The 25716-nt window shown below is 52.7% G+C and carries 24 protein-coding genes; 8 read left to right on the plus strand and 16 right to left on the minus strand.

Features of this window, described 5'->3' with window-relative positions:
- Window positions 1-6: 6 nt before the first annotated feature.
- From radA to rpsF, 9 genes are all read right to left on the minus strand, one after another.
- On the minus strand, window positions 7-1419 hold the full coding sequence (radA, locus tag AMM48_RS18980; RefSeq protein WP_102785353.1) for a DNA repair protein RadA: 1413 nt from the start codon (window positions 1417-1419) through the stop codon (window positions 7-9).
- A gap of 73 nt (window positions 1420-1492) precedes the next feature.
- Entirely contained in the window at window positions 1493-2269 is a 777-nt protein-coding gene (locus AMM48_RS18985) for an ATP-binding cassette domain-containing protein (protein ID WP_102785354.1), read from the minus strand.
- Window positions 2270-2285: 16 nt separating this feature from the next.
- Window positions 2286-3059 (minus strand): ABC transporter permease, encoded by a 774-nt coding sequence (locus AMM48_RS18990; RefSeq protein ID WP_102785355.1) that lies wholly within the window; start codon window positions 3057-3059, stop codon window positions 2286-2288.
- 59 nt (window positions 3060-3118) lie between these two features.
- Entirely contained in the window at window positions 3119-4240 is a 1122-nt protein-coding gene (gene alr, locus AMM48_RS18995) for an alanine racemase (protein ID WP_102785356.1), read from the minus strand.
- A 42-nt stretch (window positions 4241-4282) separates the two neighbouring features.
- The gene (locus AMM48_RS19000) at window positions 4283-5821 is read right to left on the minus strand and encodes a replicative DNA helicase (protein WP_102785357.1); all 1539 of its coding nucleotides are present in this window, start codon (window positions 5819-5821) and stop codon (window positions 4283-4285) included.
- A gap of 196 nt (window positions 5822-6017) precedes the next feature.
- The gene (gene rplI / locus AMM48_RS19005) at window positions 6018-6629 is read right to left on the minus strand and encodes a 50S ribosomal protein L9 (RefSeq protein ID WP_101304456.1); all 612 of its coding nucleotides are present in this window, start codon (window positions 6627-6629) and stop codon (window positions 6018-6020) included.
- Window positions 6629-7567: a DUF2232 domain-containing protein gene (locus AMM48_RS19010; protein WP_102785358.1), complete on the minus strand. Its 939-nt coding sequence runs from the start codon at window positions 7565-7567 to the stop codon at window positions 6629-6631. Before AMM48_RS19010 ends, rplI begins: the two co-directional genes overlap by 1 nt.
- A 47-nt stretch (window positions 7568-7614) precedes the next feature.
- Window positions 7615-7848: a 30S ribosomal protein S18 gene (gene rpsR / locus AMM48_RS19015; protein WP_007090355.1), complete on the minus strand. Its 234-nt coding sequence runs from the start codon at window positions 7846-7848 to the stop codon at window positions 7615-7617.
- A gap of 22 nt (window positions 7849-7870) precedes the next feature.
- Window positions 7871-8248, minus strand: a complete 378-nt coding sequence (gene rpsF, locus AMM48_RS19020) for a 30S ribosomal protein S6 (RefSeq protein WP_022730262.1) — start codon at window positions 8246-8248, stop codon at window positions 7871-7873.
- 491 nt (window positions 8249-8739) lie between these two features.
- Between rpsF and AMM48_RS19025 the strand changes: the two genes are divergently transcribed.
- From AMM48_RS19025 to mltG, 6 genes are all read left to right on the plus strand, one after another.
- Window positions 8740-10488, plus strand: coding sequence for a chloride channel protein (locus AMM48_RS19025; RefSeq protein ID WP_198413563.1), 1749 nt, complete (start codon window positions 8740-8742; stop codon window positions 10486-10488).
- Between the two features lie 267 nt (window positions 10489-10755).
- Window positions 10756-11697: an ACP S-malonyltransferase gene (gene fabD, locus AMM48_RS19030; RefSeq protein ID WP_102785360.1), complete on the plus strand. Its 942-nt coding sequence runs from the start codon at window positions 10756-10758 to the stop codon at window positions 11695-11697.
- A gap of 43 nt (window positions 11698-11740) precedes the next feature.
- Window positions 11741-12481, plus strand: coding sequence for a 3-oxoacyl-[acyl-carrier-protein] reductase (gene fabG, locus AMM48_RS19035; protein WP_022730266.1), 741 nt, complete (start codon window positions 11741-11743; stop codon window positions 12479-12481).
- 169 nt (window positions 12482-12650) lie between these two features.
- Window positions 12651-12887 (plus strand): acyl carrier protein, encoded by a 237-nt coding sequence (locus AMM48_RS19040; protein WP_022730267.1) that lies wholly within the window; start codon window positions 12651-12653, stop codon window positions 12885-12887.
- Between the two features lie 87 nt (window positions 12888-12974).
- Window positions 12975-14234 carry a beta-ketoacyl-ACP synthase II gene (fabF, locus tag AMM48_RS19045; protein ID WP_102785361.1) on the plus strand — a complete coding sequence of 420 codons (1260 nt, stop codon included), beginning with the start codon at window positions 12975-12977 and terminating at the stop codon, window positions 14232-14234.
- Window positions 14235-14267: 33 nt separating this feature from the next.
- On the plus strand, window positions 14268-15242 hold the full coding sequence (gene mltG / locus AMM48_RS19050) for an endolytic transglycosylase MltG (RefSeq protein ID WP_102785362.1): 975 nt from the start codon (window positions 14268-14270) through the stop codon (window positions 15240-15242).
- A 131-nt stretch (window positions 15243-15373) separates the two neighbouring features.
- Here mltG and AMM48_RS19055 read toward each other — a convergent pair whose 3' ends face one another.
- Window positions 15374-16162, minus strand: a complete 789-nt coding sequence (locus tag AMM48_RS19055; RefSeq protein WP_101304463.1) for an SDR family NAD(P)-dependent oxidoreductase — start codon at window positions 16160-16162, stop codon at window positions 15374-15376.
- Window positions 16163-16369: 207 nt separating this feature from the next.
- Here AMM48_RS19055 and AMM48_RS19065 point away from each other — a divergent pair, with 207 nt between their 5' ends.
- Window positions 16370-17254 (plus strand): YicC/YloC family endoribonuclease, encoded by an 885-nt coding sequence (locus tag AMM48_RS19065; RefSeq protein ID WP_102785364.1) that lies wholly within the window; start codon window positions 16370-16372, stop codon window positions 17252-17254.
- A 23-nt stretch (window positions 17255-17277) separates the two neighbouring features.
- Window positions 17278-17910 carry a guanylate kinase gene (gene gmk, locus AMM48_RS19070; protein WP_102785365.1) on the plus strand — a complete coding sequence of 211 codons (633 nt, stop codon included), beginning with the start codon at window positions 17278-17280 and terminating at the stop codon, window positions 17908-17910.
- A 24-nt stretch (window positions 17911-17934) separates the two neighbouring features.
- Here gmk and rsmA read toward each other — a convergent pair whose 3' ends face one another.
- Genes rsmA through lptF form a run of 6 tightly spaced genes read right to left on the minus strand, consistent with a single transcriptional unit; the run spans window position 17935 to window position 25538 of the window.
- Window positions 17935-18804, minus strand: coding sequence for a 16S rRNA (adenine(1518)-N(6)/adenine(1519)-N(6))-dimethyltransferase RsmA (rsmA, locus tag AMM48_RS19075; RefSeq protein ID WP_102785366.1), 870 nt, complete (start codon window positions 18802-18804; stop codon window positions 17935-17937).
- A gap of 6 nt (window positions 18805-18810) precedes the next feature.
- A complete protein-coding gene (pdxA, locus tag AMM48_RS19080) occupies window positions 18811-19827 on the minus strand; it encodes a 4-hydroxythreonine-4-phosphate dehydrogenase PdxA (protein ID WP_102785367.1) in 1017 nt (338 codons plus the stop codon).
- A gap of 23 nt (window positions 19828-19850) precedes the next feature.
- The gene (locus AMM48_RS19085; protein WP_102785368.1) at window positions 19851-21131 is read right to left on the minus strand and encodes a peptidylprolyl isomerase; all 1281 of its coding nucleotides are present in this window, start codon (window positions 21129-21131) and stop codon (window positions 19851-19853) included.
- Between the two features lie 6 nt (window positions 21132-21137).
- On the minus strand, window positions 21138-23315 hold the full coding sequence (lptD, locus tag AMM48_RS19090; protein WP_102785369.1) for an LPS assembly protein LptD: 2178 nt from the start codon (window positions 23313-23315) through the stop codon (window positions 21138-21140).
- Between the two features lie 4 nt (window positions 23316-23319).
- Complete coding sequence (gene lptG, locus AMM48_RS19095; protein WP_102785370.1) at window positions 23320-24423, minus strand: LPS export ABC transporter permease LptG; 1104 nt, start codon at window positions 24421-24423, stop codon at window positions 23320-23322.
- A complete protein-coding gene (lptF, locus tag AMM48_RS19100) occupies window positions 24420-25538 on the minus strand; it encodes an LPS export ABC transporter permease LptF (RefSeq protein ID WP_347876289.1) in 1119 nt (372 codons plus the stop codon). The genes lptG and lptF overlap by 4 nt, the downstream gene beginning before the upstream one ends.
- Window positions 25539-25716 lie beyond the last annotated feature (178 nt).

The raw sequence follows: 25716 nt of genomic DNA on the forward strand, positions 1-25716 counted from the left end.
GCAGGGTTAATACATGCCTTCGCGTGGACGCACCTTGTCGCGGACATCGTCGCCGAAGAGGTTTACCAAATCCTGAAGATGGCCGATTTCAGTCTGATTGAGGCCCTTGATCGATATCTTTTTCTTGGCCTGCATACCGTTTTTCGGGGTGTAGGCGTTACCAAAGCCAAGTTTGGTGGCTTCTTTTAACCGCGATTCGAGCTGCCCGACCGGACGGACTTCGCCCGAAAGGCCAATTTCACCGACAATCACGGTTTCATTGGGAACAGGTTTATCAGCCACGGCCGAAATCAGGGCTGCCGCCACGGCCATGTCAGCCGCCGGTTCACCCACGCGCAAGCCACCGGCCACGTTCAGATACACGTCAAACTGACCCAATGCCAAGCCACACCGGGCATCAAGGACGGCCAAAATCATGTTCATACGGGCAGAATCCCAACCGACAACCGCACGACGCGGGGTTGCCAGTGCCGATTGTGCGACCAATGCCTGAATTTCGACAAGCATCGGGCGGGTGCCTTCAAGTCCGGCAAAGACGGCGGTGCCGCTTACGGGGCTGTCGCGGTCGGCCAAAAACAGGGCGGATGGATTGGGAACTTCGACCAGACCGGCATCACCCATTTCAAACACACCGATTTCATCGGTGGCACCGAAACGGTTTTTAACCGCGCGCAAGATACGGAACTGGTGGCCACGTTCGCCTTCGAAATACAGAACCGTATCAACCATATGTTCCAAAACACGCGGCCCGGCAATCTGGCCTTCCTTTGTCACGTGGCCAACCAAAAGGATGGCAAAGCCACGGCGTTTGGCCAGACGGATCAGTTCCAGTGCACAGGCGCGTACCTGCGATACGGTGCCCGGCGCACTATCAAGCGTGTCGGCATACATGGTCTGGATCGAGTCAATGACCACGACTTCGTGTGAGCTGGCCTCTAAGGTCGTGATGATGTCGCGCAGGCTGGTCGCGGCGGCAAAATCGACCTTGGTTTTGCTAAGCCCCAAACGGGCGGCGCGCATGCGGACCTGATCTATGGCTTCCTCGCCCGAGATATAGGCGCACTTGTGTTTTGCGGCCATCGCACCGACGGCTTGTAGCAGGATGGTTGATTTACCAATCCCCGGATCACCGCCAACCAAAAGGGCAGATCCCGGCACCAAGCCACCACCACACGCACGGTCAAGTTCGGCAATGCCACTGATCATGCGTGGCGGGCTGGCACTTTGACCTTCAAGGGCGACGAAATCGATGGTCTTGCCTTTGGCGCCACCGGCAATGCCGCCTGCGGCCTTGGGACCTTTTTCAACCCGTTCTTCTTCGATGCTGTTCCATTCGCCGCAGCCTTCGCATCGCCCGGTCCATTTGCGATATTCGGCACCGCAGTTCTGGCAGATGAAACGGCTTTGGGTTTTGGCCACTGAATGCTCCGCAGATCATAAGAAAACGTTGAAAAACGTAGAATGGGATGAAGGGCAGGTATGTCAGGTTAGATCAAAGATGCTTGAGATCAAGATCAAGTGGTCCTTCGATATCACCAGCAACGAACTGTTGCAAATACGGGTTATCGGTCTGATCTATTTCCGACACCGGCCCATCCCAGATGATCTTACCCTGATACAGCATGGCAACCCGGTCCGCGATCTTACGCGCGCTGGCCATGTCGTGGGTGATGGTAACAGCACTTGCGCCGAGTTCACGGGTACATTTGACAATCAGGTCATTAATAACATCGCCCATGATTGGATCGATGCCGGTGGTCGGCTCGTCAAAAAACAGGATTTCCGGTTCTGTCGCAATGGCGCGTGCAAGGCCAACGCGTTTTTGCATGCCACCCGACAGGGATGCTGGCGACAGATTGGCAACATCGGCGTCAAGTCCGACATCTGCCAATCGCGCAATCGCGAGATCACGGGCAAGCTTGGGCTTCATGCCTTTGCCTTCGATCAGGCCAAAGGCAACATTTTCCCATACAGAAAGCGAATCAAACAGGGCGGCCCCTTGAAACAGCATGCCAGTCTTGGCCAGCATGGCTTCATGGTCGGACCGGCTGGCGGTCGTCATATCCAGACCGTCAATGACAATGGATCCCTGATCGGGGGTCAGAAGGCCTAAAATGCATTTCAGGGTGACGGATTTCCCCGTGCCCGAGCCGCCAATGATCGCAACCGAGGAACCGGCTGCGACATCAAGATCAACCCCTTGCAGCACCTTCTTGGTTCCAAAGGCCTTGTGAACATTGCGCAGGGATATTTTGGCTGGGGTGCTCATGATCTGTTTGCTGTCCTTAGCGGGTGAAGAACAGTTCGGTGACGACATAGTTCGAAATCAGGATCAGGATTGAACTTGATACGACCGCATTGGTGGTGGCCTGACCAACGCCCTGCGCGCCACCCCGTGAATTATAGCCGTGGTAACAGCCCATCAGGGTGATGATAAAGCCAAACACAGCCGCCTTGACCAGACCCGATACAACATCAAGCTGTTCAAGATACTGGAACGTGCTGCGGATGTAGGATGCTTCGTTAAAGCCAAGCTTGTTCACACCGACCAGATATCCACCCATAACGCCGATGATATCGCCGATCAGGACCAGAATTGGCAAGGTGATCAACCCGGCAATCACGCGCGGCACCACCAGATATTTAAACGGATTGGTCGAAAGGGTGACCAGCGCGTCGATCTGTTCGGTGACACGCATGGTGCCGATTTCAGCCGCAATCGCCGCCCCAACGCGCCCGGCAACCATCAGTCCGGCCAAAACAGGGCCGAGTTCGCGGGTCATGGAAATGACCACAACCGTCGCGACCGCACTTTCGGCAGAGAACCGCGAAAACCCTGAATAGGACTGCAGGGCTAAAACCATCCCGGCAAACAGCGTTGTCATCGCGACAACCGGCAAGGAGAAATAGCCGATTTCACGCATTTGTTTGAAAATAAGCCGGAAATAGATCGGCGGGGCAATCATATGGCCAATGGTACGCCCGGCAAAAACCGTGACACGCCCGACAAGAGCCAAAAACGAAAGAAACATACGGCCAACCGGCGCAAAGATCGGCATCGGAACCTTGATTACCCCTGTTATTGGTCAACTCATTCTGGCTGACCGTTTTTTATCATTCAGCTTTCTGTATAGACCCGACGATAGCGATGTCCAAGAGAAGTTAGAATTTCATAACCTATTGTACCAGCAGCAGATGCAACGTCGTCAACCGTCATGTTCTCATCAAGCAACGATACCATGTCGCCACTCTTAAGCGGCTTACCCGGAAGATCGGTAATATCAACCGTGATGGCATCCATCGATACCCGCCCGACATAGGGCACTTCATGCCCCTTGATCTTAAGTTTTCCGGCATTGGACAGCGACCGAAGCCAGCCATCGGCATAACCAACGGCAATGGTGGCGATGCGCGACTTGCGCGTGGCTTTCCACGATGCGCCATATCCGACAGTTTGTTCGGCTGGAATTTCGCGGATTTGCAAAATCTTGGCATTGAGGGTCACAACCGACCGCATCGGATTTTCGGCTTCGGGGGTTGGATTCCCGCCCCAAAGTGCAAAGCCCGGACGGCAGAATTCCAAATGGTAATCGTCGTTACGAAAGATGGCAGATGAATTGCAAAAACCACGTGGTGCAGGTGGAAGACGGCGATACCATTTCATAAACAGATCAAACTGTCGCTTGGTGATCGGATTTTCGTGTTCGTCTGCGGCGACCGGGTGGGTCATGTAACCCGCCTTTTCAAAGCCATAGAGCAGCGATGAGTACCGATCAACCAGATCACTTACGTCTTGTGGCGACAGGCCAAGGCGGCTCATGCCGGTATCAAGATGGATAAAGGCCGGTGCCGGGCGTTCGTGTTCGCGGCACAGGTTTGACCAGCGTTCGATCTGTTCAAGGTCGTTCAAAACCGGGATGACATCATTCTCGATAAAGAATTCCTCGTCACCGGGTAATACGCCATTGAGAACAGCAATACGCCCGCCACCCCGCAGAAGCGGAAAAAGCTCGGCGGCTTCGTTGGCCTGGGCGACAAAGAACAGTCGGCAGCCCTGCTTTTTGAGGACCGGCACAATCATATCCGCACCAAGACCATAGGCATCTGCCTTTACCACAGCACCACAGGTGCGCCCGGTATAACGCTTGGCCAAAGTCTTATAGTTGTCGGCAACTGCTTTCATATTGATTTGCAGTTCCGCACACTCGGCAGCACGGCCGACGGCGGGAAAAACAGTCATTCGAATTACCCCGTGGAGTCCGTTTAGGGATGGAAACGATCCCTATTCATGTTCTTCTTCGGTGTGATCAAGGTCGCCAAATTTGGTGTAGTTCCCGTCAAAGAACAAACGCACGTTGCCCACCGGGCCGTGACGTTGCTTGGCGACGATAACCTCTGCGGTGTTGTAGACGTGGTTCAAACGGTCCTGCCAATGTGAATAGCGTTCACCGAATTTATCGGTGGCTTCTTCCGGGCGTTGGACCGGTTCGGAACGTTCGAGATAATATTGTTCACGGTAAATGAACATCACAACGTCGGCGTCCTGCTCGATCGAGCCGGATTCACGAAGGTCAGAAAGCTGCGGACGTTTATCGTCGCGCTGTTCTACCGCACGCGATAGCTGTGACAGGGCCAAAACGGGGACTTCAAGCTCCTTGGCAATTGCCTTGAGCATACGGGTGATTTCCGAAACTTCCTGTACACGGCCATCGCCGCGGAAGTTGGTCGGTGGTGCCAGAAGTTGGAGGTAATCGACGACGATCATGGCAAGGCCATGCTGACGCTTCAGGCGGCGACAACGTGTGCGCAACGTCGATACCGGAAGGGCCGGTGTATCATCGATATACAGCGGAACTGTGTTGAGTTCTTGGGTTGCCAACAGCAGGCGTTCAAAATCCTGCTCGTTAAGGTCACCACGGCGCATGTTGTCGCCAGAAACCTCGGCGGCTTGCGACAGCAAACGCGCGGCAAGCTGTTCGGCGGCCATCTCAAGCGAGAAGACGGCAATTGCACCCGTACGGATTTCATCGCGGGTGTCTTCGCCTTGTGCGCGGTTTTGATTGGATGCGATGGCAGCATTAAAGGCGATGTTCATCGCAAGGGCTGTTTTACCCATCGACGGACGCCCGGCAAGGATGAGCAAATCAGATGGATGCAAACCACCAAGTTTGCGGTCAATGTCGCGCAAACCCGTTGTGACACCGACCACACGCCCGGCATTCTTATAGGCGTGATCGATATTCTCATAGGCCTTGGCCAATGCGGGGCCAAAGGCGACAAAGCCCGATTCAGCTGATCCCGCGGTGGCAAGCGAGAACAGTTTTTGTTCGGCTTTTTCGATCTGGTTGGTGGCGTCGGTATCAAGTTCGTACTGATAGGCGTCATTGACCACATCTTCGCCAAGCTCGATCAGCTCGCGGCGCAGATACAGGTCATAGACCAGCTTACCGTAGTCACCGGCGTTGATTACTGAGACAAGATTGTTTGACAGTTCGGCCAGATATTGCGCACCGCCGATTTCGGCCAGATGTTCATCCTGCTTGAAAAAGGCTTTCAGCGTGACCGGGTTGGCCAGTTGTCCGCGTTCGATCAGTTTGCCGCAGGCTTCAAAAATACTGCCGTGGCGACCATCGGCGAAATGTTCCGGGCGCAAGATATCAGACACACGCTCATAGGCGGCGTTGTTATTGAGCACCGCGCCGAGCAAGGCTGCTTCTGCCTCGAAGTTATGCGGAGCCATGCGTTCGAGCACCATATCGGCGCCGTCACTGTGGTCTACATCAAGAGGAGCAAATAGGGAGTCTAAGTTGGGATCTGTCATGGGCGGAAAAGGTATCAGTCATCTGGTTGGCGGCAAAGAGTTAATCGGTATACATCATAGCGGGTATTCCATAAGCGCAGAGGTCGCGATTCAAATAAATTATTGAATTCGGGTGATTTTCCAAATTGGGCAAAAAGAAAACGGCATATCCGGGTGGATATGCCGTTTTCCAAAATGCGTCGAAAAAGACCAGCGATTAAGCTTTGGTGTCTTCTTCGTTAGGAGCATCTGCAGAAGCTCCTTCAGGAACTTCTTCTTCGAAGAGTTCTTCAGCAGCTTCGAGAGCTTCTTCTTCTTCCGCTTCCATTTCCTCGATCGTGCCAAGAACAGCAGCACCTTTACGGAGCTGTTCAGCGGCATCTTCTTCGGAACGTGCAACGTTGGCGGTCACTTCGACAGCGACTTCCGGGTGCAGATTGATTTTGACCTGGTGCAGACCAAGGTTTTTGATCGGCTGATCAAGAACAACCTGGGTACGGGCAACAGTGAAACCTGCATCGGTTACTGCGGTCGAGATATCACGTGCAGTTACCGAACCGTAAAGCTGGCCAACATCGGATGCCTGACGAACGAGGGTAACAGCAAGTTCACCCATGTTCTCGGCAACCGCTTCGGCTTCTTTGCGGCGGTCAAGGTTGTCAGCTTCGAGCTGTACTTTCTGTGCTTCAAACACGGAAAGGTTTGCTTTGGTTGCACGAAGGGCCATGCCCTGCGGCAGCAAGCGGTTGCGGGCGTGGCCCGGCTTGACAGTGACTACGTCACCCATCTGACCGAGTTTTTCTACCCGCTGGAGCAGAATAACTTCCATCACCGATCCTCCTCATTGCTACGGGTCATCGGTTCTTTCCCCCGCAGCCTGATTAAATGCTCAACAATTCCAAGTCCAGTGATCGCAACAAACGACCAACTAGACAGAACCGCGACGATGTAGAACACCGTCAGAATCATACGTTTTTGCGGCCATCGGGCTGCCTGCCCGTGTACCAGCGCCAATCCCTGAAACAGGAACGGCACTGCCAGTACCACCGCGACGTTTCGCGCCACATAGGCCAGTGAACCATCGGCAAAGCCGACTGTAAAACCAGCCACGGCAAACGCAAATAGCGACCATCCAGGCAGGGCAAAACTTGCCATTTTTGGTGTCGGACGCAGGTTTTTGCCTGCACGTACCAAAATTGCCTGTGCGATTGTTGCATTGGCAAACAGCATAAGAAGCCAGCTCACCGCAGCAATCGCCGGGAAGTAAATCTTGAACATACCAATCAGACCCTGAACATCAGACGTCATAGGGACGCCCATTTCCGAGTATATCTGGCTCAGGAATTGTGAAACGAATTCCTGAATGTCCAAACCTTCCGCCGTCAGTGTTCCGGTAATGATAATCATCACCGTCGCGACCATGACGGCCATGGCACTTACGACAACTCCGGAAGGAATAAAGGCAAGATTGCCGTTTTGATCCTTCCGAACGACCAGCGCCATGCGGGTCAACAACATCGCTGGTCCGGCAAACACGACCATAAAGACCGTGAAAGGCAGTAATCCCCCCAAAAGAACAAGGGCACTACATGCGGCAAATGCCGCAACCAGCAGGCGTTTGGGCCCTTGCCACAATCCCGTAAGGAAAAGCGGCAGATGCCCGAAATATGAAAGTAATAGCGCAACCGGATTACCCGAGAGAACCAGAAGAAACAGGACGGCACTGCCAAGTCCCGAGCCAATAGCTATAAGGGTGTCACGTTGCATTATTTACTCCCGACCCGAGACCATAAACGGGTCTCTTGCCGACTGACTTAAACCTGATCGGAATAAGGCAGCAGCGCCAGGAAGCGTGCACGTTTAATGGCTTTTGCCAGTTCGCGCTGCTTCTTGGCCGAAACCGCAGTGATACGGCTCGGAACGATTTTGCCGCGTTCGGAAACGAAACGCTGCAGCAGTTTGACATCTTTGTAGTCAATCTTCGGCGCATCCGCACCCGAGAACGGGCAGGTTTTGCGACGACGGAAAAACAGACGACGTCCAGCCATAATATATTCTCCTCGCTATCTGTTAGCCGTGCTGACGGGGACCGCCGCGACGATTACCGCCTCGACCGCCGCGCTCGTCGCGGTTACGCAGAATTGCTGACTGTTCTTCTTCGAACTCGTCAACTTTGACAGTCATCTGACGCAGAACGTCTTCGTTCAGGCGCATCTGACGCTCATATTCCGCGATCGTTGCGTGGTCGGCTTCAATCTGGAAGAGAGTATAGTGGCCTTTGCGGTTCTTCTTGACACGGTATGTCAGGGAACGCAGACCCCAATATTCGGTTTTAGCAATCTTGCCGCCGAGACCTTCAACGGTCTGGACCAGCTTTTCGTTCAGGCTTTCGACCTGTGCGGTCGAGAAGTCCTGACGTGCGATGAACACGCTTTCGTACTTGCTCATAATACTCCTAATCACTCCTTGTGGCTTATCTCTTCCCAACATGACCTCATGTCATGCAGGCATAGCCGGGCAATCCCGGCAAGGAGCCGTGAGACGGCGGAATATACACTTTTCGCCCATTAGTGCAACGCCAAATACACCTTTTCCACAAGTAGGTGTCAGGATCGCAATTTGGACGCAACGCATGCTTTTGCGTATGTTTCAGCCTTCTATGCACGTCTTTGTAAGAGTTGCACTTTCCTAAGGTCGGTTATGCGTGAAGTGGTTCACACTTGAAACAAAAAGTTCAAGAGAGTACGCCTGTTAGCATTCGCTGGTCCGGTAATTCCCGCTTCCTGTTGGTTGTTCCCGTTGAAATCACGGGGGCCATTATACCAAAACGGGGCGGGTGTTTTGTGTGTTAATGCCGAACCAAAGCATTGTCTTTTATTACCCTTGGTTTTGTAATGGTAGAACCCTCAATTGATGCTGCGTCCTCACGCAGGGCATCTATGCTAAGTCTTTGTATGCTGGCACTTGTGGTCGGCGTGGTTACAGGTTACGGCGCGGTTGTTTTCCGTGCGCTTGTCGCGCTTATTCATAACGTCGCCTTTTACGGCGTCTTTTCCATTAATTATGATGCAAACCTGCTGACAGCGCCCAGCACCTGGGGCCCTTTGGTCATTCTGGTGCCGGTCATCGGTGGTTTGTTTGTTGTTTTTCTTGTTAATACGTTCGCGCCAGAAGCCAAAGGCCATGGGGTGCCCGAGGTGATGAACGCCATTTATTTCGAACAGGGCCGTATTCGCCCGATGGTGGCGTTGGTCAAGTCGGTTGCATCTTCGCTTTCCATCGGGACCGGGGCATCGGTCGGGCGTGAAGGCCCGATCATTCAGATCGGTTCTTCGTTGGGCTCAAGCATTGCGCAAATGTTCAACTTACAAACCGGGCAACGCATCACATTGCTTGCCGCCGGGGCCGGGGCCGGAATTGCGGCAACATTTAATACGCCACTTGGTGCGGTGCTGTTTGCCATTGAACTGATGATGCCAGAAGTGTCAACGCGCACCTTCCTGCCGGTCGTGATTGCCACGGGGGCTGCGACCTATATCGGGCGCATCTCGTTTGGTCTTGCGCCTGCATTCGAGGTGCCGCTGGCGGCCGTGCCACAGGTGTCGGCAGTCGACCTTCAGGCCCTTATTGTCTATGTGGTGCTCGGCCTGTTGTGTGGGATCGCGGCGTGGGCGTTGATCCGTTCGATGCTGGTAACGAGCACCTTGTTTAAAAAGATGCCGGGCAACGATTATACCCGTCATGCTGTTGGTATGCTGTCGATCGGCATTCTGATGTATGTTTTGCTGCTGACGGGCGGCAATTACTATGTCGACGGTGTGGGGTATGGGGTCATTCAGGAAATCCTGCGTGGAACGATGACGTCCTTGCCGTTGCTGGTGATCCTGTTCTTTGCCAAACTTTATGCGACATCTGTCAGCATTGGTTCAGGGGCATCTGGTGGTGTTTTCTCGCCGTCGTTGTTTGTCGGTGCGACCCTTGGGGCTGCTGTCGGTGTTGTCGGCAACCTGATCTTCCCGGATGCGGGCATTACGCCGGTTGAATTTGCGCTTGTGGGTATGGGCGGCGTTGTCGCGGCGGGTACTGGTGCAGCCATGACCGCGATCATCATGATCTTCGAGATGACCCGCGACTATAATATTATTGTGCCGCTGGTTGTCGCGGTTGCGATTGCGCTTGGCTTCCGCCGTATGATCATCTCTGAGACGATCTATACATCCAAACTTGTGTTGCGCGGGCGTCACATTCCAAAGGAACGTCACAGCAACATGTTTATGGTCCATCCGGTGCGTGAAATCATGACATCCGATCAGATCTACATAGATGCATCTTTACGTGTTTCTGAAGTGATTGAGAAGATTGGTCCATCACCTGTGGCAAAGCCGCTTGTTGTGATGGAAGGGGGGCGTATTGCAGGTGTTATTCCTGACGTCACGGCGCTGTACGCGGTTGCAGGCGATCAGGGACACAAGGCACTTAAGGAAGTGATCAAGGAAGACTTCGTTGTCGTGGTTGATGACATGAATATGTATGACGTGATCAAGCGCATGGAACGCCGTAAGGCACGCGCTGCTGTCGTCGTCAGGCCGTGCCGCGGGGTGCCACGTCAGGACGATATTCGCGGCGTGATTACAAAGTCGCATATCGCTGACAGCGTTGTTTCAAGCATGCAGCACTATATCGGCTAATCAGTTCATAAAGTGCACGAATTTGTGCGCTGCATGATAGACAATCCTTCGAGAAAGGCAGCGAGCATGTCATACATGTTCGCTGCCTTTTGACTTGAAATCATGAAATTTCCTGCCACCTTGGTGTCAAGGTGTGTATGTGACGAGCCAAAAAGCCGTATCTGTTCTTGACAGTCGGGGCGGGCACGGTATCAAGAGGGCCTCAATTTTGAGGGGCCGATATTCGGCGCAGCCTTCGCATAAGCTGACAAAGGTATATTAAGTATAATGACACGCGCACTCGTTTTCCCCGGTCAGGGGTCGCAAGCGGTAGGTATGGGCAAGGAACTGGCGGATGCATTCCCGGTTGCCCGCGAAGTTTTTCAGGAAATTGATGACGCGCTTTCACAGAAACTAAGCGCGCTGATGTTTGAGGGGCCGGAAAATGAACTGACCCTGACGGAAAATGCACAGCCTGCGCTGATGGCTGTCAGTCTTGCTGTTACCCGCGTTCTGGAAAACGAAGGTGGCTTCACACTGACCGACAAATGCGATCTGGTCGCGGGGCATTCGCTTGGTGAGTATTCAGCGCTTGCTGCGGCGGGTACTTTTGCGGTTGCCGATACGGCACGCCTTTTGAAAATTCGTGGTCAAGCCATGCAGGCCGCAGTTCCAGTTGGTGTCGGTGCAATGGCAGCCCTTTTGGGGCTGGACTTTGCCGATGCGGTTGCCGTGGCTGAAGAAGCTGCACAGGGCGAAGTTTGCACCGCTGCGAATGACAATGCCAATGGACAAGTTGTCGTGTCTGGTCATAAGGCCGCTGTTGAACGCGCGATTGAAATTGCCAAGGAAAAAGGTGCCAAGCGCGCCGTTCTTCTGCCGGTGTCTGCGCCGTTCCATTGCTCGTTGATGCAGCCAGCGGCTGATCGCATGGCCGAGGCCCTTGCCGAAGTGGCGATGAATGCGCCTGGTAAGCCGGTTGTTGCGAATGTCACGGCAGAAAAAACTGACAATCCGGAAACCATTCGTAAACTCCTTGTGGAGCAGGTTTGCGGGACCGTGCGCTGGCGCGAGTCTGTTCTTTATATGAAGACACAGGGTATTACCGATCTTGTCGAGATTGGCGCGGGCAAGGTTTTGACGGGAATGGTACGTCGTATCGACCGCGACCTGACCGGCACTTCGGTAAATGGACCGGCTGATATCGAAGCATTCCTCGGCACTTTGTAAAAGTGTCGTGACCACGACGAACCCAAAAAGGGAAAGAAAGTTTATGTTTGATCTTGCAGGGAAAACCGCACTTGTAACTGGTGCCACGGGTGGCATTGGTGGCGAAATCGCCAAGGTTTTGGCGCAGGCCGGTGCGAAGGTTGCTCTGTCGGGGACCCGTGCGGAACGTCTCGAAGCGGTTGCCGCCGAGATCGGTGAAAACGCCGTTGTTGTTCCAGCGAACCTTTCGGATACAGAATCGGTTGACGGTTTGATCAAGGCGGCTGAAGAAGCCCTTGGTGGTCAGCTTGATATTCTGGTCAATAATGCCGGCATTACCCGCGATCAGCTTGCGATGCGTCTAAAAGACGAAGACTGGCAGGCGGTTCTTGATGTGAACCTGACATCTGCATTCAAGCTTGCACGGAATTCTTTGCGTGGCATGATGAAGCGCCGTCATGGTCGTGTCATCAACATTACGTCGATTGTTGGCGTCACGGGGAATCCGGGACAGGCGAACTACGCGGCGGCCAAGGCAGGCATGATTGGCTGGTCAAAATCGATGGCACAGGAAGTTGCTGCGCGCGGTATTACGATTAACTGTGTTGCACCGGGGTTCATCACCACGGCAATGACCGAAGAGCTCGGTGATGCACAGAAAGAGAAACTTTTGGCAGGTATTCCTGCCGGTCGCATGGGCGACAGCAAAGAGATCGCAGCAGCGGTTCTGTTTCTTGCCAGTGACGAAGCTTCATATGTCACAGGACAGACCTTGCATGTGAATGGCGGAATGGCGATGATTTAACCCGTTGCGGGTTGCTTGCTTTTCTGTTTAAAAGAGGCCGCTATAAAAAATCTTGAAACCGGCAATGGGTATTGTCGGTTTCCGGTCCCAGGAAGTTCCTTCAATAGGGGGAGCAGACCGGGACCACGCAAACGATAACTGACAGAAAACCTATTGAAGGATTTGAGCTATGAGTGATGTCGCAGATCGCGTGAAGAAGATCGTTGTCGAACACCTTGGTGTTGAAGAAGACAAGGTCACTGAAAACGCCAGCTTCATCGACGATCTGGGCGCAGACAGCCTGGACACTGTCGAGCTGGTTATGGCGTTTGAAGAAGAATTTGGTTGTGAAATTCCTGATGACGCAGCCGAGAAAATTCTGACCGTCAAAGACGCGATTGACTTCATCGAAAAAGCTAACAGCTAATTTTGCTGTGAGACATGGGCGCCAGAGGGCATCCTCAGGCGCCCTTTTCGTCTTTGCTGGATTCATAAAATAAAGGCGTAGTGCGGGATGAGACGCGTAGTTGTTACCGGTATTGGTGCTGTTACACCGCTTGCAAGCGGCGCACAGAACACGTGGCAGAAACTGCTGGCTGGCCAATCTGGAATCAAGAACATCGATACTTTCGATGTGTCCGATATCCCTGCAAAGATCGCGGGCCTTGTGCCACGCGGTCAGGGTGACGGACTTTTCAACGCGGAAGATCATGTCTCTGTTAAAGACATGAAGAAAATGGACGATTTTATCGTCTATGGGATTGCTGCGGCCGATCAGGCTCTTGCCGATTCCGGTTGGAAACCTGAAACCGACGAAGATCAGGAAAATACTGGTGTTCTGATTGGTTCAGGTATCGGAGGCCTTCCAAGGATCTCTGAAGCCACCGAATTGGTTAATAACGGCAAAACCCGCCGCGTAAGCCCATTCTTCATTCCGTCTTGCCTGATCAATCTGGTCTCTGGCCAGGTATCGATCAAACACGGCCTTAAAGGCCCGAACCACGCTGTTGTTACAGCATGTTCGACCGGTGCACACGCCATTGGCGACGCATCGCGCATGATCATGCTTGGTGATGCCGATGTGATGGTTGCTGGTGGTGCAGAAGCTGCTGTTTGCCGTCTTGGTATGGCTGGCTTTGCGGCTGCCCGTGCACTTTCAACCGGTTACAACGATACCCCGACCGAAGCATCGCGTCCGTGGGACGAAGGACGCGACGGTTTCGTCATGGGCGAGGGGGCTGGTTGTGTGGTGCTTGAAGAATACGAGCACGCCAAGGCACGTGGTGCACGAATTTACGCTGAAGTCGGCGGTTACGGCATGTCGGGCGACGCCTATCACATCACGGCTCCGGCTGCGGATGGGAATGGTGGTTTCCGCTCGATGCGCAATGCGTTGCGCAATGCCGGTGTGAACCCGGAAGACGTCGACTATGTGAATGCTCATGGCACGTCGACTCCGTTGGGTGATGAAATTGAACTGGGTGCGGTCAAGCGTCTGTTTGGTGATCACTCATCGAAACTTTCGATGTCATCGACGAAATCGGCAACCGGTCACCTGCTGGGTGCGGCTGGCGCGATTGAAGCTGTGTTCTCGATCCTTGCGATCTACGAAGGTGTGGTTGCACCGACCTTGAACCTGCAAAATCCGTCTGAAGCCTGCAAAGGTATGGATCTGGTTCCGCTTGAAGCCAAGCAGCGTAAGGTAAATGTCGCACTGTCGAACTCGTTCGGCTTTGGCGGTACCAACGCATCGCTGGTGTTCAAGAGCGTCTAAAACAGCAGATCCAACCTTACCGGGAGCTATCCCTTGAAGCGTTTTCTGCTTGTTCTTGGCTTTTTATGCATCACCGCCGCTCTCACCATTGGTGGGGCGGCGGTGTATGTTTATGTGCAATACACATCGCCAAGCAAACTTGTGCAGGGCAGCGACATCATCATCCCGCAAGGGGCCGGGGTGCGCGGTATCGCCGAAATTTTCCAACGTGAACAGATTGTCGAAGAACCTTTGATCTTTTTGGCCGGGGTGCGTGTTGCCGGGCTGGATCGTTCTTTGCGTGCGGGCGAATATCATTTTCCCGCCCGGGTCAGTCCCCGTCAGGCCGCGGAGATTTTGGCAAGTGGTGAGACCGTTCGGCGGTTCGTCACCATCCCCGAAGGTTTGAGATCAGGAGAAATCATCGACCGGATCAATCTGGTTGATGGTCTGACCGGCGATATCACCGATATCCCCAAGGACGGGACCCTGTTGCCCGAAACCTATCAGTTCTCATACGGTGATACGAAGCAAAGCATCATTGATCGGATGCGAGCTGCGCATGATGCGCTGGTCGATGAACTATGGCCGGGCCGGGATTCGGAGCTTCCATTCGATACCATTAACGAAGCGATTGTTCTGGCGTCGATTGTGGAACGCGAAACAGGAGTAGCGGCCGAACGTGGCCGCGTGGCGGGGGTTTTTGTCAACCGCCTGAACCGCAACATGCGGCTTCAATCTGATCCGACGGTGGCCTATGCGGTTAGTCCGAAAAAACGTCTTGATCGCGCTTTGACCCGTAACGATCTTCGTTTTGAAAGCCCGTATAACACTTATGTCACCGCCGGGTTGCCGCCATCGCCGATTACCAACCCGGGCCGTGATGCGATTTATGCGGTTTTACATCCGTCGGAAACAGAAGATATTTATTTCGTGGCGGATGGCACAGGCGGTCATGCCTTTGCCCGCACCCTTGACGAGCATAATCGCAATGTTGCCAAATGGCGGCGCCTGCGTGATAGCCAGTAAGGTAATCTAGTCTAGTCTAGTCTTCGTCAAACTATGTTCGATGCTGAAAATCGATTAAAAAAAGGCGGTCTCTTAAAAAGACCGCCTTTGTCATTTTCGAATGGTTTTTGCATAAGTCTGCCGGGCGGGACTTAGTTTCCGATTTGCTTAATGCCTGACGTTTTCTTTGGGATGCGTGACGCTGCCAAATCAAGCACCCATTGCGGGGCCATTTTAAGCATGCCGATCAGAATATTCATCGGCCACGGGAATGCGATCATGCCTTTGTTTCTTTCCAGCCCGCGAACGATTTTACGTGCGGCTTTGTCTGCCTGCATGAAAAAGGGCATCGGAAAATCATTGGCATCGGTAATCCGGCTTTTAACGAACCCCGGACAAATGACGTTTACCTTGATGCCCGATGGGGCCAGTGCACCGCGTAAGCCTTCGCCATAGGTGCGAATGGCGGCCTTACTGGCACAATATGCCGGGGCGGATGGCAATCCCCGCCAGGATGCCTGTGAGGCAACGACAGCGATTTGACCGTGCCCACGGATGCGCATCTTTTCAATCGCCGGATCAATGGTGTTAAGCACGCCGGCAACATTGGTAGCAAAGATATCTCGGACCTGTTCGGGGCTTTCGCCGTCGCCCCCTGTACCGGCTGAGATGCCTGCATTAGCAATGACAAGGCTGAGTGCCGCGATCTCGTCGCATTGCGACACATAGGCCGCCATGGTTTCGCGCGCAGTGACGTCAAGGACGTCTGCGAAGACGTTAGCACCGGCTGCACGGCATTCATTTTCAACCAGTCGCAGGCGTGTTTGATCACGGCCACTGATGAACAGGGTGACACCCGTACGGGCAAATTGACGGGCAAGGGCTGCACCGATACCGGAACTGGCACCGGTGATCAGGATGGCATGGTATTGAAATGACATGGTTGCTCGTATGCAGTTCGGATGTGTCTATGTGTTATTTTGGCGGAACATGCTGCAGCATTGGGGCAGCATTATGAAATACTGCTCAGACATACCATATTGTCGGGAACTGTTTGATGTTATCTCAATCGGGGCCGTGTTCGGCCTTGGCGTGGTTGGGGGCAACCGTTATAAACACGCAAACATGAAATCAGACTGGATGAAAATATGACCGTATCAAGCATGACCGGATTTGCGCGCACAGATGGTGCTGCGGGCGGCTTTGGCTGGACCTGGGAACTGCGCAGTGTCAATGGCAAGGGCCTTGATGTCCGTGTGCGTTTGAATGGCGGTTTTGAACGCCTTGAAGCCAAGGTACGCGATGCGGTGTCAAAGAGGTTCAAACGCGGCAATATGGGCGTTACCCTCAATGTTGTACGCGCGTCGGACGGAAGTACCTATCAGGTTAATCGGGAACTGCTTTCTGAACTGGTTTCCCTTGCCGAAGAATTTGACAATACCAGCAGCCTTTCAGCCGGAACAATTGCGGATTTGATGAACGTGCGCGGCGTGCTTGAGACCGTTGAAACGCAGGAAGATGATGCAAGTCGGGATGCCCGTGATGGTGCGGTCCTTGCCAGTTTGAGCGATGCGATTGATCAGATGGATGCACATCGCGCAGAAGAGGGTGCCAAACTCGATGCGATGCTGCGCGGGCATGTCGATAATATCGAGGCGACCGTTACCCGTGCGGAAAGCTGTGCATCGGCGCGCGGAGATGCGATCAAGGAACGACTGAAACGCCAGATCGACGAACTGATGGATGCTGGAAAATTTGATCCTGAACGCCTCCATCAGGAAGCGGCCCTTCTGGCGACCAAGGCCGACATTCGCGAAGAGATTGACCGTCTTAAGGCCCATATCATTGCCGCACGCGATATGTTGACCAAAGGCGGAGCCATCGGGCGTAAACTTGATTTCCTGTGTCAGGAATTCAATCGGGAAGCCAACACGCTGTGTTCCAAAGCCAATGACATCGAACTGACCAATTGCGGGATGGAGCTTAAAGTGATCATTGATCAGCTCCGCGAGCAGGTTCAGAACGTCGAATAAGCGGGTAGGGAAGGAAACGCGATATGACTGAACAGGCAAGCCGCCGTGGCCTTATGCTGGTCTTCTGTGCGCCGTCCGGGGCCGGGAAAACAACTATTACCCGCCAGCTTCTTGAAAAAGACCACAAGATTTCGTTGTCGGTTTCGGCGACTACCCGTGAATCACGGCCCGGTGAAGACGAAGGCACGCATTATTTCTTTAAATCGGTTGATGAATTTAAGCACATGATCGCCGATGACGAGCTTCTTGAGTGGGCCGAAGTGTTTGGCAACTACTATGGCACGCCGATTGCCCCAGTCGAAAAGGCGTTGTCAGAGGGGCACGACGTTCTTTTTGATATTGATTGGCAAGGTGCCCGTCAATTACGCGAAAAGGGCGGTGATGATGTTGTTTCGGTGTTTGTCCTACCACCGTCGTCAGGCGAACTCGAACGTCGTCTTCGCGATCGCGGACAGGATGCCGATGATGTGATTATGAAGCGCATGGCCAAGGCCGGTGCAGAGATCAGTCATTGGGAAGAATTCGACTACGTCCTGATCAATGATGATCTGGAACGCTGCCTTGCCGATGTGGAACATATCATTGGGGCAGAGCGCGTGAAACGGGCGCGGCAAACCGGGTTGCCGGGCTTTGTCAAAAAGCTTCTGACAGATTGATCTATGACCTGGAAAATGGCCGCCTTACGAAGCGGCCATTTCGTCATGGATTTGCGTTAGGCGCACGAAATCTGCAACGCTGAGTTCTTCTGCCCGGGATGTTTCCGTAATTTCGGCCTTTGCCAGCAATTCACCCACATTGATTTTGAGCGTTTTTAAGCTGGCGCGCAGCATTTTACGGCGTTGGCCAAATGCGGCTTGTGTGATCTTTGCCAGACTGGTCAGGTCGATTTTCGTTCCGCGATCTTCTTTGGGGCGCAATTGCACCACAGCCGACGTCACCTTTGGCGGTGGTGTAAAGGCGCTACGATGGACATCAAACAGAATGTCACAATCACACAGATACTGACACAGTACCGAAAGGCGCCCATAGGCCTTGCTTTTGGGGCGGGCGACGACGCGTTCGGCAACTTCTTTCTGAAACATCAAGGTCAGGCTGGTGAACTGGTCAATCTGCATTAGCCAGTTAATCAAAAGCTGTGTGCCGACGTTGTAAGGCAGGTTGGCGACGATCTTACGCGGGGCAGGGCCAAGCGTAGTGACATCTACATCCAACGCATCGCCGTCAATCACATGCAATGCATCGGGATAATGGTTGCTGATCTGTTCAAGAACCGGTTGGCAGCGTGGATCGCGCTCAATCACGGTCAGGTTGTTGGCACCATTGAACAGCAAGGCCCGTGTTAAGCCGCCGGGCCCTGGTCCGATTTCAATGACTGTCGCATGTTCAAGCGGGGCCGCAGCCCGGGCAATCCGGCCCGTCAGGTTAAGATCAAACAGGAAGTTCTGGCCGAATTTCTTTTGCGCCGACAGATCATGGGTCGCAATGACCTCACGCAGCGGTGGCAAACCGTCATTGGCAAGTTTGCCAGATGGTGTGTTGTCTTCTGACACGTTCGGTCAGGCTCCTGTTGAAATACGTTTGTGCGCCATGTCAGACGCCATTTTAAGGGCCGCGATCAAGCTATCAGGACGTGCAATACCCTTGCCCGCGATGTTAAGGGCGGTGCCATGATCGGGCGATGTTCTGATAAATGGCAATCCCAAGGTGACATTTACACCACCATGGAAATCAAGGGTTTTGACCGGAATAAGCGCCTGATCATGATACGGACAAAGTGCCACGTCGTATTGCGCACGGGCTTCCTCATGGAACATGGTATCCGCTGGCAGCGGGCCAATGACATCAAGGCCTTCGTCCCGTAGTTTTTTGATGGCGGGTACCATGATGGTTTGTTCTTCAATGCCCATGGTGCCGTCTTCACCAGCGTGCGGGTTTAGTCCCGCAATCGCAAGGCGTGGGTGCATAATCCCGAAATCGCGTTGTAGCGCCTTTGCCGTGATGTGACAAAGGGTACCAATCAAAGCGGCCGTCAATTGCTTGGGGACCTCTGCAAGTGCAATGTGGATTGTCAGTGGCACGACACGCAGTTTTGCGTTCGCCAACATCATAACTGGGACCGTGCCCGGACCTGCGAGTTCCGCAAGAAATTCTGTGTGACCGGGATGTTTGAACCCGGCCGTATAAAGGGCACTTTTCTGGATCGGGTTTGTCACAACGGCACTTGCCGCACCTGATCTTGTTAACTCTACCGCGCGCGTGATGCTGTCAATCACGATATTGGCTGTCACGGGCGACGCTGTCCCGGGAATGATTGACGCGTTTGTATCTTCGATATCGAGAACAGGTAGCGCGCTTGTAAACGCAGAGGCCGTTTCTGAAATGTCGGAAACGCGAACAAGCGGGATATCAATCCCTGTTTGATCTATCGCCTGTTTTAAGATTCTGACCGAGGCCAAAACGCAAAATGGCGACAAGGCATCATCGGTTCGGCGTTGCCATGCCTTTAGGGCAAGCTCCGGGCCGATACCACCGGGCTCGCCGATGGTTAAGGCAATCGGCGCGATATTGCTCATTGAAATATATCCCAGAGACCAGATTATATCCGAATATCGATAAAGGCTTCACGGCGCAGCTCGCGAAGTTTCCGCCGGGCCAAGATATCAAGCCGTTCCATCATCAGCCTGTTTTCAACACTTTTACGATCCGGAAGATTACTTTTCTCGATCTTGTCGCAAACCATCACCAGAAGCGCGCCACCATCGACACGGATCACATCCGAAATCTGGCCTTTTTCAAGATCACCAACAGCGCGACTTACCGGACCGGAAAGGTCATTTGGTGAAATGCCCTTCATCTCGCCACTGAGATCAGAACCAAGATCAACAGCAACATTTGCCAAGGCCTGACAGCTGTCAGCAGTTTTCTTGGCATTATCCATGACTGCGAGCTTTGCATTTAATTGGTCTTGTGGTGTGTCGTCTGCAACCGGAACAAACAATTGGTAAAGATCAAGTCGGGTATCTGTAATGGCGGCGGCATCGCCGCGGCGACGATCCAAAAGCTTTATGATGTAATAGCCACGAATGGTTTGGATCGGTGCACTTACCTCACCGGGGGCAAGCTGGTTGATAGCCTGTTGTAGTTCGTTGGCGACTTCACCTGCATATAGCCAACCAAGGTCACCACCGGCTGGTGCACTCGTACTGGCTGATATTTGTCGAGCAAGGCCACCGAAATCAGCTCCTTGATCCAGCGCTTTGAGGACTTCCTGTGCCGTTTGATAGACTTTGCTGCTGTCTTGCTGATTATCAACAGGAAGGAAAATCTCCTGTACCCGGTTGCGCGGCTTTCCCTGGTTGCTTTCGATGCGAGCAAGGTTCTCATCAATTTCAGCATCGGAAATCTGCACATCACGGCGCATCGTGCCCAGCAGTTTTTGCCATGCGACCTGCGGTTTGATTTGATCTTCGATGGTGCCTGCTGCGACGCGACGTTGTTCAAGGAATTTATCAAGCATCCCGCTTGCCAATCCGGCATTTTGCTCGATCGTTGATTTTGCAAGGTCGATATCGCTTTGCGTCACTTCAATGCCGCGACGTTCTGCCTCCTGCATTTGCAGCTTCTCATTGATCAGCTGTTGCAGAATTTGCGGCGCCATCTCATTGCTTTTTTGTGGCGTCATTTCGATGTTTGACGAAACGGCAATCAATTTAATGCGTTCGACAAGATCGATGATTGAAATCGGTTCGTCATTAACGACGGCAGCAACGCCAACTGGTGATTGGGCGCGTGCAATACCACCGGCAGACACCAGTATGACTGTGCTTAGAATGAAAAGGACGTTCTTGAATGCGAAGGTCGAAAATTTTGAAATCATTCTATCTTACAATCCGGCTGCAGATGCAAATTCGCCCAAGGTCTTGAATACGAGGCGGAACAAAAATTCGTCGGACTCACCCAAGTCCTGATCCTGATAGAAGGTGCGGCGTACCCGACCATCAAAGATGAAACATTCATCCTCGTACACAAAGCCGACACCGTACTCAAGTGGGTCATCCTGATCAATGTCATAACGGCTATAGGCCATGCCGGACCAGAATTCACTAAATTGGCGCTCTGCTTTGAAATACAGTTCTTCGCGCTCGTTGAATTCTTCACTGCCGGCATCGTCGGTGAAGTGTACGTAGGTCGTGTTGAGACGCAGTGTATCCATCGAGCCAACAGTGGCCGATACCTGATTACGTCTGGCAGAAAAATCATCGTTATCGAGACGATAGCGATAGGTGAGGTCAAGGTATTGGCTCGGTGAAACGGTTACGCGGCCAACGTAGTCAGACATATGTTCGTCAAGGCCAGACCCTGGAGCAAAGGTATCGTTGTCATTTGCGCGATAGCTTTGACCAAACATGGCACTGGTGTAACCACCAGACTGACCATATACGCCCCATTCCAAGCCATAGCTCGCACGGAAACCATCCTCTGCCCGGTCAAGTCCACCGAAACGGTCATGGGCCATCAGGTTAATATCGTCAAATTCAAACGATTGGGAATCTTCGTTAGAAATTTCGTCGGGATTGCCGCCATTGGGCGACCATGCGGCCATTGCCATTGGCTTGATGATATGGTGGTATTCGCCCTGATCACTGACGAAAGGCATACTCCAGTCAATCGCAGCCAAGGGCAGTAGCCGCCCAGTATATCCGCTGTAGTCACTTTTGCCGTCTCGTTCGACGTCAGAGACAATATAATTGTCACTACGAACGGATAAGCTAAGTTTGGTGACGTCGCCCATTGATCCGATATACGGAAGAGCCCATCCGGCTTTGGCGGAGACACGGTGCGAATCCGCACCATCTTCTCGGGTCAGTGAAAGCCCATCAAGGTCCAATGTTGTGTAGCTGCCATACTTCGCGGGCTCAGTCTGGCCGTGGAACTGCATATGGGGCAAGATGATAGGGGTTGTGTCGCGGTCATCATCTTCCTTAAGTCCTTGGAAATAATATCCGTCGATACGACTATAACTGGCACCCCGGAATCCCTCCGTGAACAGGTTGGAAGTTAAGACAGACGGCGAATCAAATCCGTAACGTGACTGATATGTTTTGTTAGATGCCTGCTCTGCATCAAAGCCCCAGCGCCAAGTCTCATCAATGTCAAACCGGCCCTCGGCGTCGATATGGCCTTGAAAACGGTCATCGCTGTCGCGGGTCACACTACCATCAAATTCCATCTCACCACGGTCAAACCGTTGACGGTATTCTGTCGCCAGGACAGGGCCTTCATCGGTGGTATAGATCGGCGTTAAAGTTACGTCTTTGCTTTTGTCTATGGCGACGTAGTAGGGCTGCGCAAAGAAAGAGCCAACATAGCTCGTACTACCAAAGGATGGCGCTAGGAGACCAGATTGGCGTTTTACCGTCGGGTCCGGGTGCTGCAAATACGGGGTATAAAGTATCGGAATACCACCCACTTCCAATCTGGCGTCTTTGTATTCAACTGTCTTTGCGTCGGCGTCGTGCATCACGCGCGCGGCGCGAATACGCCAAAGAGGTGGGCTGTCGCTATCGTCTTCGCATACTTTGCAGGGTGAATAGACGGCTTTAGCTATCTCAGTAAAGTTTCCGCCACTACGCCGTGCGCCGGTGCCAGCAATGCGCGTGTTTTCATCCAATAGAATGTAAATGTCTTTGACGATGCCGTTTTTAAAATCGCCGCTCAGCTCAACATAACTTGCGAATGTAACTTCGCCGTTTGGTTCTGTGATGCTGACGTTTCCTGAGGCAGTCATAACGTCTTGAGATTGATCATAGCTGACAGTATCAGCAAGAAGAATGCGACCTTCTCGCGATATTTCAACGTTGCCGCGTGCGGTTACAGTTTGAAGCTCGCGGTTGTAATCTACTTCATCAGCACTAAACAGAAGTGCCGGTTCTTCTTCGCCTGCTTGGGAAGATGTCACCTGCGCCTTGGCAGTGCTGATGCCGAACCCAACAAAAAACATTCCGCACCCCAATATGGTACTTGCGGCGAGTTTTTTGATCATTCCCCCTGTTATGGCCATTTAACTAGCCATCCTCAAGATGTAGCAATGTTGAAACCCCTAGCAACAAAGAAATACCCGCAGGTGCCCATGCTGATAAAATTGGTGGAATGCCGCCTGATACACCCAGTGCCGAAATGACATCCGTACAGAAATACAGAATGAAGCCGGTAGCAACCCCCCCACCGATAACAAGAGACACACGCCGCCGTCGAGAAAATTTAAGGCAAAAGGCCGCTGCAATCAGGACCATAGCACATAAAAGTAAGGGGCGTGAGAGCAGGCTGTGGAAATGAATTCGGTGGCGGGTGGCATTGAAGCCAGCACGTTCCAGCAAATTGATGAACGGTTTCAAATCCCAAAACGACATTGTTTCAGGTGACGCAAAACTATCCTGAATTTTGCGCGCCGTAAGGTTCGTCGGCAGCATCAGTTCACTGCTAAACGTACTGGCCTGCCCCGGGTTAAAGGTCCAGACATCATAAAAATGCCAAGTACCAGGTTTCAGCACCGCACGTTTTGCATCCATGCGGGTTGTAAAGTCATCGGAATTTTCAAACCGGAAAACAGTCACATTACGCAGATCAATTTTGTCCTCTTCCTGACTGCGCACTTCGCGGGCATAGATTACGGCTTGGCCGTCTTGTGTGCCTTGGCGCAACCAAAGCCCACTTGATGACAAGTTCATTACGTTGACATTGTTCTGAAGGTAACGTGCCTCAAGCATCTCGTAGCGCTGCAGCAATATCGATGACAGCGGGTTAAGTGCTGCAACCTGCAGCGTACCAAGGATCAGTGCGCACATAAAGGGCGGTAGCAGGAACTGCCACGCAGAAACACCTGCTGCGCGGGTGACGACAAGTTCCTGATTGCCCGTAAGTTTCCAGAACGAGAACATTGAGCCAAATAAAACCGCAAACGGCAAAACCTTTTCCGTCATGAACGGAATGCGGCTTGCTGCCATTTGGAAGACGATACTGACTGTTGCATCCGGCTTTCCACCCGCACGGCGCAGCAATTCGATGCTGTCGCCAATCATGATCAAACCAATCAGAAGGGCGAGTATCGCCAAAATCGAAAGCAGAACATGTTTGCCAAAATACCACGTCAGCGTTGGAGATATTCTCATGCCTTGGCCTCTTCACTGGCCGCGCGGCTGGCGCGAATTTGTGGTCCGCGGAATGTCCAGTAAAGCCCTAAAATAATTGGCAGCAGAGCGTTGGCATACATCAGTGGAATAAGTGCCGGGTTCTTTGCTGCCAAGTTTTTCATGGCAATGGCCACAGCCTGACTAAGAACCATAACCCCGATGGCGCCCAGTAGGCGCCCGCTTTGCCCGCGTCGCGAAAAACTACTCGAAACGAGAACAGCCAACGCAATACTGGCAAACCCGATAGCATAAAGCGGCGAAATCAAACGGTCATGACCTTCGGCACGGAATGCGCCAATATCGTTTAATGAAATGTTTGGCGGTACACCCGTCAGAAGATTGAATACATTGCGTTCGCGCGCTTCGCGATAGCGCAAGGCCGGATCTTCTGTACTATGGGCAATATCTACGGCATAGCGGTCGAAATACAGGATCGACATGGTGCCGTCGTCCGGGTTTACTTCCTGCCGGTTACCATCAAGTAGGACAATGCGGGGGCCTTCATCGGTACGAACAAGCGCACCATGCTTTGCCATCATTGTTGTTTGTTTGTCTGGATCGCGGGAGTCATGGACAAGGATGCCAAGAAGCTCGTTATCACGGCCCACTTCACGGACATAGACAGTCAATCCATCAAGGTCGGTGAAGCTGCCTTCTTGTAACAGGACCGATGAAAAATCATTGCGGATCGAGAATTGCAGTTCCTTGAACTGTTGATAGCTGTAAGGCAAATAAAACAGTGTTAGGAAGTAGCCAAAGCCAGCAGTCATAACCGCAAGCATCAAGGTCGGCTTTACAAGCGCCCATTGGCTTAGGCCCGCAGAGCGCATCACAATCAGCTCACGATCCTGAATAAGTTTGTTGTAGGTAAACACCACAACAAAAAACAACGAGATCGGCAGGATAATGGCCAGAAAACTGGGCAGTAGCAAAGACGTCAGTTGCAAAAATACCGAGACGGATAGGCCCCGGTTCACAATCATTTCCACAAAACGCAGACTTTGCGACAGCCAAATGACACAGAGAAGCCCCAGTGTCACAAAGACCATCAAAATTAGCTGCTGTTTTAGCATATATCGGGTTAAGCGATTCATCGGGCGGATTATAGACAAGCAATCAGAAACCGAAACAGGAAATTGTTCACAAATGCCTTCAAATCGTACGGAATTTCCGAATGCGGGCAATTGACGCGGACAGTTTGTTCAGAGGGATGAACAGGCAGGGTAGAAACCAACGCGCCATCGTCATCTTGCAATAACGATGGCGTAGCTG

It is taken from the genome of Thalassospira sp. GB04J01 (assembly GCF_000751115.1).
GTDB lineage: Bacteria > Pseudomonadota > Alphaproteobacteria > Rhodospirillales > Thalassospiraceae > Thalassospira > Thalassospira lucentensis.